This window comes from Amycolatopsis magusensis (assembly GCF_017875555.1).
GTDB classification, from domain to species: Bacteria; Actinomycetota; Actinomycetes; order Mycobacteriales; family Pseudonocardiaceae; genus Amycolatopsis; species Amycolatopsis magusensis.
On record NZ_JAGGMS010000001.1, the window covers coordinates 196,196 to 207,892 of the forward strand.

Annotated in this window: 13 protein-coding genes; 6 read left to right on the forward strand and 7 right to left on the reverse strand. The window is 70.1% G+C overall.

Features of this window, described 5'->3' with window-relative positions; all coding sequences use genetic code 11:
* Nucleotides 1-146: 146 nt before the first annotated feature.
* Entirely contained in the window at nucleotides 147-668 is a 522-nt protein-coding gene (locus JOM49_RS00885) for a GNAT family N-acetyltransferase (protein WP_209662283.1), read from the forward strand.
* On the opposite strand, the gene JOM49_RS00890 is transcribed toward JOM49_RS00885, so the two are convergent.
* The 4 genes from JOM49_RS00890 to JOM49_RS00905 are packed head-to-tail and all read right to left on the reverse strand — an operon-like array spanning nucleotide 665 to nucleotide 4,052.
* The gene (locus JOM49_RS00890; protein ID WP_209662284.1) at nucleotides 665-1,558 is read right to left on the reverse strand and encodes an ABC transporter substrate-binding protein; all 894 of its coding nucleotides are present in this window, start codon (nucleotides 1,556-1,558) and stop codon (nucleotides 665-667) included. The genes JOM49_RS00885 and JOM49_RS00890 overlap by 4 nt on opposite strands.
* A complete protein-coding gene (locus JOM49_RS00895) occupies nucleotides 1,555-2,256 on the reverse strand; it encodes an ABC transporter permease (protein ID WP_209662285.1) in 702 nt (233 codons plus the stop codon). Before JOM49_RS00895 ends, JOM49_RS00890 begins: the two co-directional genes overlap by 4 nt.
* Complete coding sequence (locus JOM49_RS00900; RefSeq protein WP_209662286.1) at nucleotides 2,253-2,948, reverse strand: ABC transporter permease; 696 nt, start codon at nucleotides 2,946-2,948, stop codon at nucleotides 2,253-2,255. The genes JOM49_RS00895 and JOM49_RS00900 overlap by 4 nt, the downstream gene beginning before the upstream one ends.
* Before the next feature lie 12 nt (nucleotides 2,949-2,960).
* A complete protein-coding gene (locus tag JOM49_RS00905) occupies nucleotides 2,961-4,052 on the reverse strand; it encodes an ABC transporter ATP-binding protein (protein WP_209662287.1) in 1,092 nt (363 codons plus the stop codon).
* 104 nt (nucleotides 4,053-4,156) lie between these two features.
* On the opposite strand from JOM49_RS00905, the gene JOM49_RS00910 reads away from it, so the two are divergent.
* Nucleotides 4,157-5,542 (forward strand): bis-aminopropyl spermidine synthase family protein, encoded by a 1,386-nt coding sequence (locus JOM49_RS00910; RefSeq protein ID WP_308158616.1) that lies wholly within the window; start codon nucleotides 4,157-4,159, stop codon nucleotides 5,540-5,542.
* A gap of 723 nt (nucleotides 5,543-6,265) precedes the next feature.
* Here JOM49_RS00910 and JOM49_RS00915 read toward each other — a convergent pair.
* Nucleotides 6,266-7,438: an NAD(P)-dependent malic enzyme gene (locus JOM49_RS00915; RefSeq protein ID WP_245369200.1), complete on the reverse strand. Its 1,173-nt coding sequence runs from the start codon at nucleotides 7,436-7,438 to the stop codon at nucleotides 6,266-6,268.
* Between the two features lie 383 nt (nucleotides 7,439-7,821).
* Here JOM49_RS00915 and JOM49_RS00920 point away from each other — a divergent pair, with 383 nt between their 5' ends.
* Nucleotides 7,822-8,436, forward strand: a complete 615-nt coding sequence (locus JOM49_RS00920) for a dTDP-4-dehydrorhamnose 3,5-epimerase family protein (RefSeq protein ID WP_209662290.1) — start codon at nucleotides 7,822-7,824, stop codon at nucleotides 8,434-8,436.
* On the opposite strand, the gene JOM49_RS00925 is transcribed toward JOM49_RS00920, so the two are convergent.
* A complete protein-coding gene (locus JOM49_RS00925) occupies nucleotides 8,420-8,908 on the reverse strand; it encodes a hotdog fold domain-containing protein (protein ID WP_209662291.1) in 489 nt (162 codons plus the stop codon). The two genes, JOM49_RS00920 and JOM49_RS00925, sit on opposite strands and share 17 nt — an antisense overlap.
* Nucleotides 8,909-8,944: 36 nt before the next feature.
* Here JOM49_RS00925 and JOM49_RS00930 point away from each other — a divergent pair, with 36 nt between their 5' ends.
* Nucleotides 8,945-9,529: an acid phosphatase gene (locus tag JOM49_RS00930; protein WP_209662292.1), complete on the forward strand. Its 585-nt coding sequence runs from the start codon at nucleotides 8,945-8,947 to the stop codon at nucleotides 9,527-9,529.
* Nucleotides 9,530-9,540: 11 nt separating this feature from the next.
* Nucleotides 9,541-10,023: a GNAT family N-acetyltransferase gene (locus JOM49_RS00935; RefSeq protein ID WP_209662293.1), complete on the forward strand. Its 483-nt coding sequence runs from the start codon at nucleotides 9,541-9,543 to the stop codon at nucleotides 10,021-10,023.
* Here the strand turns inward: JOM49_RS00935 and JOM49_RS00940 are convergent.
* On the reverse strand, nucleotides 10,020-10,487 hold the full coding sequence (locus tag JOM49_RS00940) for a hypothetical protein (RefSeq protein WP_209662294.1): 468 nt from the start codon (nucleotides 10,485-10,487) through the stop codon (nucleotides 10,020-10,022). The two genes, JOM49_RS00935 and JOM49_RS00940, sit on opposite strands and share 4 nt — an antisense overlap.
* Before the next feature lie 278 nt (nucleotides 10,488-10,765).
* Here JOM49_RS00940 and JOM49_RS00945 point away from each other — a divergent pair, with 278 nt between their 5' ends.
* The gene (locus tag JOM49_RS00945; RefSeq protein ID WP_209662295.1) at nucleotides 10,766-11,692 is read left to right on the forward strand and encodes a diacylglycerol/lipid kinase family protein; all 927 of its coding nucleotides are present in this window, start codon (nucleotides 10,766-10,768) and stop codon (nucleotides 11,690-11,692) included.
* Nucleotides 11,693-11,697: the final 5 nt, after the last annotated feature.

Genomic DNA, 11,697 nt, shown 5'->3' on the forward strand with positions numbered 1-11,697 from the left:
AAGTCGGAGATTCCCCCGAAGGTAGACCTTGAAATCAACTTTCCCACGGAGTATGGGGAGACTCGAACGGCCGCCGACGAAAGTAGGGATTACCCAACCGGCGTTATGCGGTTGCCCACATCAGCGGGCTCCGGCAGGGTCGGCGCATGCTGATCCGCCGTGAGACCGAAGCCGACGCTGCCGCCATCCGGGTGGTGCACGACGCCGCATTCGCCAAACCTGATGCACCCGGTGCGGAAACCGTGGAGTCGAAGCTGGTCGGCGAACTGCGGGCGGACGGCGACCTGCTCCCGGCGTTGTCGCTGGTCGCCGAGCTCGACGGCCGGGTCGCCGGGCACGTCTGCTGCAGCCACGCCCGCATCGAGAGCACGCCGGGGCCGGTCGGGCTCGGCCCGCTGGGCGTGCTGCCGGAACTGCAGTCGGCCGGGGTCGGCTCGGCGCTGATGCACGCGGTGCTCGCGGCCGCGGACGCACTGGAGATCCCGGTGGTGGTGCTGCTCGGCTCCCCCGGCTACTACTCCCGGTTCGGCTTCGTGCTCGCCGCCGAGCACGGCATCACACCGTCCATTCCGGACTGGGCCCCGCACTTCCAGGTGCGCCCGCTGACCGCGTACTCGGCCGAATTCACCGGCGCCTTCCACTACGCGCCGGCGTTCGACCGCATCTAGCCGCTCAACCCGTTGTCCCGCAGGAATTTCTCCGCGATGTCGAGCGGGTTCTGCTTCTCCTCGCTGAATTCCACGTTCAGCCGGGTCAGCTTCTCGGTGGTCAGCGCGGCGGAGACGTCGTTGAGCGCCTTCACCTCGCGCTCGTTCAGCGTGCCCTTGGCCACCAGCGGCACGATGTTCTGCGCCGGGAACATGGACTTGTCGTCCTCCAGTGGCACGAACCCGTTGCTCTGGATGGTCGACGAGGTGCTGAACAGGTCCGCCACCTGGATCTCGCCCGAGCGCAGCGCGGCCACGGTCACCGGCCCGCCGGTGTCGGTGGTCCGGATCTCCTTGAACTCGCAGCCGTAGAGCGCCTTGATCTTCTCCTTCCAACGGTCGCTCCACTGCCCGGGACCGCCGAAGACCAGTTCGCCGCAGCGCGGGCCGAGGTCGGAGAACGTGCGCACCCCGGAGTCGGCCAGTTCCTTGCGCACCACCAGCAGGTCCTTGTCCTCGGCGGGCGCCTGGTCGAGCACCTCGAACCCGGCGGGCAGCTTCTGCCGCAGCTCGCCGTAGACGTCCGCGGAGGTGGTCGCCTCGGTGTTCTTGTCGAAGTACCGCAACAGGTTGCCGGTGTAGTCGGGCACCACCGACAGCGAGCGGTCCTGCAGCGCCTTGACGACCACTTCGCGGCCACCGACCGGCGGCCGCACGGTGACGTCCTCAGCCCCGGCACCCCGCAGCGCGCCCGCGTAGATCTGCGCCAGCAGCAGGCTCTCGCCCACGTCGGAGGCGCCGATGATGATCTCGCCGGTGGCGCCGCCCTCGGCCCCTCCTTCGAACGGGTTGCCGCAGGCGCTGGTGAGCAGCGCGACCACCGCCAGCAGAACTCCCAGCCGTCGCTTCACTCGCCGCCTCCCGCCGCCTTGGCCTGCTTCCCGGCGGCCAACGCGGCCAGCCGGACCCCCTTCGGCACCACGGCCCGTTGCAGGCCCGCGAACACCAGGTCCAGCACGATGGCCAGCAGCGCGGTCAGCACCGCACCCGCGACCACCTTGCCGTAGTCGAACACGGCCAGCCCGTCGAGCAGGAAGCGGCCGAGGCCGCCGAGCCCGACGTAGGCCGCCACCGCCGCGGTCGCCACCAGCTGCAGCACGGCGTTGCGCACCCCACCGAGCACCAGCGGCAGGGAGATCGGCACTTCGACCTTCCACAGCCGCTGCCAGCCGGTCATCCCGACGCCCTGCGCGGCGTCCACCACGCCGTGGTCGGTGGCCTGCAACCCGGCGTAGGTCCCGGCCAGGATCGGCGGGATCGCCAGCACCACCAACGCGATCGTGGTCGCCGGACCCTCCACTGTGAACAGCAGGAAGAGGAAGGTGACCAGGCCGAGCGTGGGCAGCGCGCGGATCGAGTTGCTCCCGGCCACCAGCACCACCGCGCCGCGGCCGGTGTGCCCGACGAACAGGCCCAGCGGGATCGCGATCACCAGGGCGAACACCAGCGCCAGCGCCACGTAACCGAGGTGCTCGGCGAGCCGGGTCGGCACCCCGTCGACGCCCTGCCAGTTGGCCGGATCGCCGAACCAGCCGAAGATCTCGTTCATGCCGCGCTCCCCTCCGGCGCCGGCTTGGCCGTCGCCCGTTGCCAGGGCGTGCTCAGCCGCAGCAGCCACACCAGCAGCAGGTCGGTCACCAGTGCCAGCAGCAGGGTCAGCACGATGCCGACCACGATCGGCGAGAAGTACTCACGCTGGAAGCCGTCGGTGAACAACACGCCGAGGCCGCCGGTGCCGATCAGCGCGCCGACGCTGACCAGGCTGATGTTGCTCACCGCGCCGACCCGCACGCCCGCCGCGAACACCGGGACCGCCAGCGGCAGCTCGACGGTGAAGAAGCGGCGTGCCGGCTGGTAACCGATCGCCGTCGCGGCGGCGATCACCGGCGGGGACACCGAATCCAGCGCGTCCAGCACCGGGCGCACCAGCAACGCGGTGGTGTAGATGGTCAACGCCACGATCACGTTGACGCTGTCCAGGATCTTCGTCCCGATCAAACCGGGGATCACCACGAACAACGCCAGCGACGGGATGGTGTACAGCAGGTTCGACACCACCATCGCCACCCGGCGCGCGACCCGCCAGCGCTTGCCGAGCCAGCCGACCGCCACCGCGAGCACCACGCCGAACACCAGTGGCAGCAGGGCCAGGTAGCTGTGCTCGAGCAGGTTCTGCAGCAGTTGCGCGCGGTTGTTGGCGCTGGAGAGATAACGCCCGAGCTCGTCGAAGAACTCGCCCATGACCCGCCCCCTCTACCCGGCCGCTCCCTGTGGGTGCTGCTCGATCACGTCCAGCACCTGGCGCGCGGTCACCGCGCCGATCACCCGGCCACCGTCGTCGACGACCACGCCGAGGCTGGCCGGGGAGGACAGGGCGGCGTCCAGCGCGCCACGCACCGGGGTGCCCTTCTGGTACAGCGAACCGCCCGCGACCAGATCGCGCTCGGTCAGCTCACCGTCCACAGTGGAATTCGGCGGCAGCCAGCCGCGCGGCTCGCCGTCCCCGTTGACCGCGATCCGCCAGGTGGCGCCCTCGCCGGGCACGGTGCCGACCTCGACCGTGTCGATCGGGTCGATCCGCACCTCTTCCGAGGTCAGGAAGGACAGCCCGCGGTAACCGCGGTCCTTGCCGACGAACGAGGCGACGAAGTCGTCGACCGGGTGGCGCAGCACGTCCGACGGCGTGCCGTACTGGGCGAGCTTGCCGCCCACCCGCATCACCGCGACCTTGTCGCCGAGGCGGACGGCTTCGTCGATGTCGTGCGTGACGAAGACGATGGTCTTGCCGAGTTGCTGCTGGAGCCGGAGCAGTTCGTCCTGCAGGCCCTCGCGCACGATCGGGTCCACCGCGGAGAACGGCTCGTCCATCAGCAGCACCGGCGAGTCCGCGGCCAGCGCGCGCGCCACCCCGACGCGCTGCTGCTGGCCACCGGAAAGCTGGGCCGGGTACCGCTTGCCCAGCTCCGAGGGCAGGCCGACGATCTCCAGCAGCTCGGCCGCGCGGTCGCGTGCCTTCGCCTTGCCCCAGCCGGACAGCAGCGGCACGGTGGCCACGTTGTCCAGCACCGTCCGATGTGGAAAGAGGCCGGCGTGCTGGATGACGTACCCGATGCCGCGGCGCAACTGCGCGGGCGGTGAGTCGCAGACGTCCTTGCCGTCCAGCAGCACGGTGCCCGATGTCGGCTCCACCATGCGGTTGATCATCCGCAGCGAGGTGGTCTTGCCGCAGCCGGACGGCCCGACGAACACGGTGATGGTCCCGTCCTCCACCGTGAGACTGAGGTTGTCGACCGCGACGGTCCCGTCCGGGTACTTCTTCGTCACGCCCTGGAACTCGATTGCCACGTGGCACTCCCATCAACGACCCTGCCGGCCCTGCGGGGCCCACAAGTCGGAAAACCCTAGCCCAGATCAATCGCCTCGGCACGGCATTCCATATGTTGTGCGTCGTGAGTTCACTGAACGAGGTCCTGCGGTCCCACGGCGTGCACCAGCGTCCGCTGCGCACGGCGATCGCGCTGCTGGCGGACGGCTGGATCCGGTTCGACGAGCTGATCCGGCGGGCCGCGGTACCGCGGCGGAGTGTGGAGGAACTGCTCGAATCGCTCGGTTCCGACCTGGAGCGGGACGGGAACTCGCTACGGCTGCAACCGTCCGCCGTCTCGAGCTATGCCGAATTCGGGCCGCGTACCGGGAAAAACGGGCCCGAGCTGCTGGCGAAGGTGTCGGCGTTGATCGAGCACGTGCCGCCGCCGCTGCCCGCGTTGGACCACGTGCAAGCCACCGCGGAAACCGTGGTGCGGCGCGCGGAGTGGCTGGACGCGCAGTACGAACTCGGCGGCGCGCGCCTGGTGTTCCTGGGTGATCACGATCTCACTTCGCTCGCCGTGCACGCGCTGCGGCCGGACGCGGAGCTGACCGTGGTCGACCTCGACGAGCGCGTGCTGGCCTATGTGGATGAACGGTCCGGCGGCGCGGTGCGCACGCTGCACGCCGATCTGCGCATCGGGCTGCCGCACGCCGTGCTCGGCAGCGCGGACCTGGTGTTCAGCGACCCGCCGTACACGCCGGAGGGCATGGGCCTGTTCGCCGCGCGCGGGATCGAGGCGCTGGCGGAGCCGCCGCTGGGCAGGCTGCTGCTGGCGTACGGCTACAGCCCGCGGCACCCGGCGCTCGGCGCCCAGGTGCAGCAGGAGTTGATGCGGCTGGGGCTGACCTTCGAGGCGATCCTGCCGGACTTCCACTCCTACCACGGCGCGCAGGCGATCGGCGCCGCCGCGGACCTGTACGTCTGCCAGCCGACCGCGCGGGCGCGCAAGCAGGAGGTGAAGCAGGGCATCTACACGCACGGCCCGCAGTCGGTCGAATCCTCCGGTTCCTCGGCGGCGTTGATGGACCGCGTACGCGAGATCGCCGACCGGCCCGTGGTGGAAACCCCGCGGCCGGACTGGTCGAAGCCGATCAACGGCAAGCCGGACGTGGCGCTGGCCTTCGACCTCACCGGTGACCCGGGCCCGTGGCTGCTGCGCCTACTGCTGGCGACGAACGCCTCGCGGGTGGCGATCCTGGTGCCGAACTCACACCCGGACCTCGTCAACGCGGAGGCTCAAGCCGCCCTACTGGACCTGATCGGCTCCAAGTACCAGCTGAAGCTCCTACGCAGCCTGCCCGACAACAAACACGCCGTCGTGGTCGCCGATGCCGTCGACTCACCCGCCCTACCCCTCACCCGAGCCCACGCGCGCCTGGGAAACCTCCCGAACATCCCCACCCCCCTGCACCCGTACCGCCTGATCGACCTCCCCCGCCACCACCTCCCCCAAACCCTCCCCTAACCCCACACTCACGCACCCGAACTGCACGTTCACGCACGCGAAGTGCACGTTCAGCCACCCGAGCCCCACACTCGTGCACCCGAACTGCACGTTCAAGCACCTGAACCCCACACTCACGCAGCCGAAGTCCACGTTCAGAACCCTGAACCCCACGTTCGCGCGGCCGAGCTCACACTCGCGCAGCTAGCTGAGCCCCACTCCCAGGCGCCCGAGTCCTACGTTCAGGCGCCCGAACCCCACACTCGCGCCCGGCCGAATGCGGAACCCGCGACCGCCAATGCGCAACTCAGCTGCCCCAACGTGGAACTCAGCCGCCTGAACGCAGATTTCGGCTTCCTGAACGCGAGGCTCGGCTTCCTGAACGCGAAGCTCGACCGCCTCAACGTGGGAATCGGGCCACCGAACGCGGGATTCGGTACTCGAGCGCGAAACCCGCCAGCGCCGATGTGGAACCCGCGCGCCTCAACATGGGACTCGGCCGCCTGAACGTGGGGTTCGGCTGCGCGAGTGCGGAGTTCAGGCGCCTGAACGCGAGAGTCGGCTGCCTGAGTGTGGGGTTCGGCTGCCTGAGTGTGGGGTTCGGCTGCCTGAGTGTGGGGTTCGGCTGCCTGAGTGTGGGGTTCGGCTGCCTGAACGTGGGGTTCGGGTGCGTGGGGGTGGGGGTCGGGTGCGTGGGGTGGTGGGGAGGGCGCCGCTCGCGGGGCGAGCGGCGCCCGGGGTGGGTCAGGTGTCGACGCCGTCTTCGGTGGCGGCCTTCGCGACGGCGGCGGCCACTTCGAGGGCAACCCGCGGGTCCAGCGGGCTCGGCACGATGCGGTCCGGGCCCAGGTCGTCGGAGGCCACGGCGACGATGGCGTCCGCGGCGGCGATCTTCATCCGTTCGGTGATCGCCCGCGCGCCCGAGTCCAGCGCGCCGCGGAACACGCCGGGGAAGGCGAGCACGTTGTTGATCTGGTTCGGGAAGTCGCTGCGCCCGGTCGCCACGATCGAGGCGTACTTGGCGGCCACCGCCGGGTGGATCTCCGGGTCCGGATTGGACAGTGCGAACACGATCGAGTCACCGGCCATGGTGGCCAGCAGCTCCTCTTCGATGGTGGACCCCGACAGCCCGAGGAACACGTCGGCGCCCCGGATCGCCTCCGGCAGCCCGCCGGTCAGTCCGCTCGCGTTGGTCGACGAGGCCAGCCCCTGCTTGACCGCGTTCAGCCCGTCGCGCCCCTCGTGGATGATGCCCTTCGAGTCCAGCACGGTGACCTCGCCGATGCCCGCGGCCTGCAGGATCCGCGCGCAGGCCACGCCCGCCGCGCCGGCCCCGGAGATCACCACGCGCTGGTCGACGATGTTCTTGCCGAGCACCAGGTTCGCCCCGCGCAGCGCGGCCAGCGCCACGATCGCGGTGCCGTGCTGGTCGTCGTGCATGACCGGGCAGTCGAGCGCCGCCTTGAGCTTGTCCTCCAGTTCGAAGCACCGCGGCGCGGCGATGTCCTCGAGGTTCACCGCACCGAAGGACGGCCGCAGCCGGACCAGCGTCTCGACGATCTCGTCCACGTCCGTGGTGTTCAGCACCAGCGGGATCGAGTTCAGGTCGGCGAAGGTCTTGAACAGGACCGACTTGCCCTCCATCACCGGCAGCGAGGCGCTCGGGCCGATGTCGCCGAGGCCCAGCACGGCGGTGCCGTCGCTGACCACCACGACCAGCCGCTCGGCCCAGGTGTACCGCTTGGCCAGCTCGGCGTCCTCGGCGATGGCGCGGCTCACCTTGGCCACCCCCGGGGTGTAGGCGATGGACAGATCACGCGCGACCGAGATCGGCCGGTTGGCGGCGACGGAGAGCTTGCCGCCTTCGTGACCGGTGAAGATCTCCTCGTCGGTCACCGGCGTGCTGTCTTCGTTCATGGCTTTTCCCGTCATGGTTCCGTCTTCATCGGAAACCGAACCTTCGACTGGTGCGTAGGTCACTGGACTTCTCCCGGGACGTCGAACAGGGAAACGGCAGGCGCCGTCCCTCTAGTTGCTTGGGCTCCTCGAGCGCGGCTGTCCAGCGCGGTAGCGCCTACGACCGGGCGAGGCGTCCGTCGATGCCCGTGGTGAGGCTGCATCTGGTCCGGCTCCCGGCGGGGGAACCGCGGACGCGGCGGTCCGGACAGTGTGGCAGGCCGATCCGGGGTTGTGGCCCCCTGGTGCGGCTGATGTCACATTTCCCGGTGTTTTCCCTTGCCGGACGGGCTTTTAGCAAGACGTCCGTCCGGATTGGGAAGCCCTGCCCTAAGGTGGTCTCCATGCAGGTGCGCCAGTTGGCCGTGCGGGATTGCTATGAGTTCACCCCGCGTCAATTCCCCGATCACCGCGGTCTGTTCACCGCGCCGTTCCAGGAAGCGGTGTTCCGGGAGACCGTCGGCCACCCGCTCCACCTGGCGCAGACCAACTACAGCTACTCCCGGCGCGGCACCATCCGCGGCATCCACTTCGCCGACACCCCGCCGGGGCAGGCGAAGTACGTGCAGTGCCTGCGTGGCTCGCTGCTGGACGTGGTGGTCGACCTCCGCGTCGGCTCGCCGACCTTCGGCCGCTGGGACTCGGTGCGGCTGGACGCGAAGAGCCTGAGCGCGATCTACGTGGCCGAGGGCGTCGGCCACAGCTTCATCGCGCTCGAGGACGACACCGCGATGACCTACCAGTGCTCCACCGAGTTCAACCCCGCCGCCGAGCACGGGGCGAACCCGCTGGACCCGGCGCTGGGGCTGCCGTGGCCCACGGACATCGAGCCGATTCTGTCCGAAAAGGACCGTGTCGCACCGACGCTGGCGCAGCTGGCCGCCGAAGGACGGCTGCCGTCCTACGACGCCTGCGTGGCGCGCTACGAGGAACTGCGCGGGGCTATTTCTTCCTCGTGACCCAGATGGTGATCGTGCCGCTGACCACCACTTCGCCCGCTTTGTCGCGAATGGTCACCGGTACCGGTACCTCGACGCCTTCCTCACCGAACTCCGGCAGCACCGCGAGTTCGGCGACCGCGGTCAGGCCGGTCCGCGCCCTCGCCGGGTAGTCGACGGACATGCCCTTGGGCAGCCAGCGGTGCGTCGGGGGCACGGTCGCTTCGGCCAGCATGCCCATGGCGATCTCCGCGAGGTTGCACGCCGCGATCGCGTGGAAGGTGCCGATGTGGTTGTGGACACCCCACCACTTCGGCGCCGAGACCTCGCACCGGCCGGGCCGGAGGTCCCGCACGTGCGGCAGCACGGTCCGGAAGTACGGCACACGCAGGCTCATCGCGGCCGAGAAGAGCAGCGTCCCGCCCGGCTTCGCGGCCAGTGACCGCCACAGCGAATAGGTCCGCACGATCGGCTCACCCTCCTTGTTACTCATCAGTAGCGAAGCACACCGGCGGCTATATTCCAACCTGTGGCGCATCCTCTCTTCCTTCTCCGGCACGGCCAGACCGAGTGGTCGGCCCAGGGCAAGCACACCGGCCGGACCGACCTGCCGCTCACCGACACCGGTCGTGAGCAGGCCAGATCCGCCGGCCGGACGCTGGCCGGGCGACTGCCGGAAGGCACGCCCGCGGTGCTGTCCAGCCCGCGGCAGCGCGCGCTGAAGACCGCCGAACTCGCCGGGCTCACCGTGTCGGAGATCACCGAGGAACTCGCCGAGTGGGACTACGGCGACTACGAGGGCATCACCACCGAGGAGATCCGCGAGACGGTGCCGGGCTGGACCGTGTGGTCGCACCCGGTACCGAACGGCGAGACCGCCGAGCAGGTCTCCGCCCGCGCCGACCGCGTGCTGACCCGGATCCGCGAACTGCTGGCCGACCGCCCGGTGGTCCTGGTCGGGCACGGGCACTTCAGCCGGGTGCTGGTGGCCCGCTGGCTCGACCTGGCCGCCACCGACGGCGTGCGGTTCGCGCTGGAGGCCGCCGGGCTCACCGAACTCGGCGACGAACGCGGCGTGCCGCAGCTCCGCCACCTCAACATTCCACCGCAGTGAAGGGAAAGTCGTTGTCGCAGTTCACCATCCGCCGGATCAGAGAGTCCGATGTGGACGATGTGGTCGGCCTCGTGTACGACCTCGCCGAGTTCGAGAAGGCACCCGACGAGTGCCACCTGACGGCCGGTCAGCTGCACACCGCGTTGTTCGGCGAGCAGCCCGCCGTCTTCGGCCACGTGGCCGAGGTGGACGGCGGGATCGCCGGCTTCACCCTGTGGTTCCTGAACTTCTCCACCTGGCGCGGCGTGCACGGCATCTACCTCGAAGACCTCTACGTGCGGCCGGAGCAGCGCGGCACCGGGCTGGGCAAGGCGCTGCTGGCCACGCTGGCCGAGGAGTGCGTGAACCGGGGTTACGCGCGGCTGGAGTGGTCGGTGCTCGACTGGAACCCGGCGGTGGAGTTCTACCGCGCCCTGGGCGCCGAGCCGATGGACGAGTGGACCGTGCACCGGCTCACCGACGAGCCGTTGCGCAAGCTGGCCGAGAGCCTCTAAGCCTCACGACCGCGGCGCCGACGCTCGGCGTCGCGCTCGGAGGCCTCACCCTCGTCCTCGCCTTCGGCCATGCCCAGCACCCACGCGCGCGACGGGCGGCGGAACAGCAGCACCACCACGAGGAGGCCGCCGATGATCAGCGGCACGCCGTACCCGGGGCGGCCCGAGGGTCCGGCGGTGTACCAGCCGATCCCGGCCACCATCAGCGCCACGACCACCGAAGGCGAACGCGCCCAGGTGTAGCCCAGCAGGAGCCCGATGCCGCAGGCGAGGGTCCCGGCGCCGAGCACGGCGTAGTAGCCGGCTTCGGCGTAGATGTTGCCCGCCCTGGCGCCGTCCGCACCGAAGGCGCTCACCAGCAGGATCACCGCGATCACCACCGAGGCCAGACCGGGGAGCGCGGTGAGCGCGCCCGCGAGGCGGACCTCACGGGGCGCCGGCTGGAACTTGTCGGCGAGCGGCACTGACGGTGTCCAATCGAGACGGGTGACCGTGCGTGAACACATTCGATGTTATGCCACCCGGTCGGCCGTTTTCGCCCGGGCGCCGCACGGGTCAAGATCTGGGTGTCGTCTGATGAGCCGGGCGGTCCCGGGGTGCACTTGTCACGACGAGCGTCTTGGTCCACGCGCGCGAAGACAGGGAGGCCAGCCGGCACAGTGCTCACCGCCCGGCGAGTGACGAGGCTCGCAGCTTCCCGCTGAAGGGTTGGAACAGTGCGGTTCTGACCTACCCTGCGGGAGTGCGCGCAGTGCTCATCGTCAACCCGCAAGCCACCGCGACCTCCCCCGGTGGCCGCGACGTGCTCGCGCACGCGCTGGCCAGCGAGGTGAAGCTCGACGTCGTCGAGACCGACTACCGCGGCCACGCGCTCGCGGTGGCGCGTTCGGCGGCCCGTGACGGGATCGAGCTGGTCGTCGCCCACGGCGGCGACGGCACGGTCAACGAGGTGGTCAACGGCCTCCTGGCGGACAACTCCGGCGTGCCCGGCCGCGCGGACCGCGTGCCGGCGCTCGGCGTGGTGCCCGGCGGCTCGGCGAACGTGTTCGCCAGGGCGCTCGGCCTGCCGCGGGATCCGGTCGAGGCCACCTACCAGTTGCTGCAGGCCATCGAGCACGACCGCAGCCGCCGGGTGGGGCTCGGCCTGGCCGACGGCCGCTGGTTCACCTTCAACGCCGGGCTCGGCTGGGACGCCGACGTGGTCGCCGGGGTGGAGAAGCGCCGCGGCAAGCGCGCGAGCCCGACGCTGTACACCCGGATGGCGCTCGCCTGCTACTTCCGCCCGCCGCACGGCCGCCCGCCGCTCACCGTGCGGGTGCCCGGCGCCGAACCGGCCGCCGTGCGCACGGCCTTCGTCTCCAACACCGACCCGTGGACCTACCTCGGCGACCGGCCGGTGCACCTGAACACCGAGTGCTCCTTCGACAGCGGGCTGGGATTGTTCGCACTGCGGAGCATGGCCATGCCGACCGTGCTCAACCAGGCGCGCCAGGCGCTGCGCACGAAGAGCAAGCACCGCGGCAAGCGTTTGCTTCGTCACGACGACCTGGCGATAGTGCGCATCGACGCGGAAGAGCCGGTAAACTTCCAGGTGGACGGTGACCTGATGGGTCAGCGGAGCAGTGTGGAGTTTCTCAGCGTGCCGGACGTGCTGACGGTGATGGTGTGACGGTC

Coding starts and splice junctions, on each gene's coding strand:
- JOM49_RS00885 (WP_209662283.1), top strand. CDS start 147: ATGCTGATCCGCCGTGAGACCGAAGCCGACGCTGCCGCCATCCGGGTG.
- JOM49_RS00895 (WP_209662285.1), bottom strand. CDS start 2,256: ATGAACGAGATCTTCGGCTGGTTCGGCGATCCGGCCAACTGGCAGGGC.
- JOM49_RS00900 (WP_209662286.1), bottom strand. CDS start 2,948: ATGGGCGAGTTCTTCGACGAGCTCGGGCGTTATCTCTCCAGCGCCAAC.
- JOM49_RS00915 (WP_245369200.1), bottom strand. CDS start 7,438: ATGAACGAAGACAGCACGCCGGTGACCGACGAGGAGATCTTCACCGGT.
- JOM49_RS00920 (WP_209662290.1), top strand. CDS start 7,822: ATGCAGGTGCGCCAGTTGGCCGTGCGGGATTGCTATGAGTTCACCCCG.
- JOM49_RS00925 (WP_209662291.1), bottom strand. CDS start 8,908: ATGAGTAACAAGGAGGGTGAGCCGATCGTGCGGACCTATTCGCTGTGG.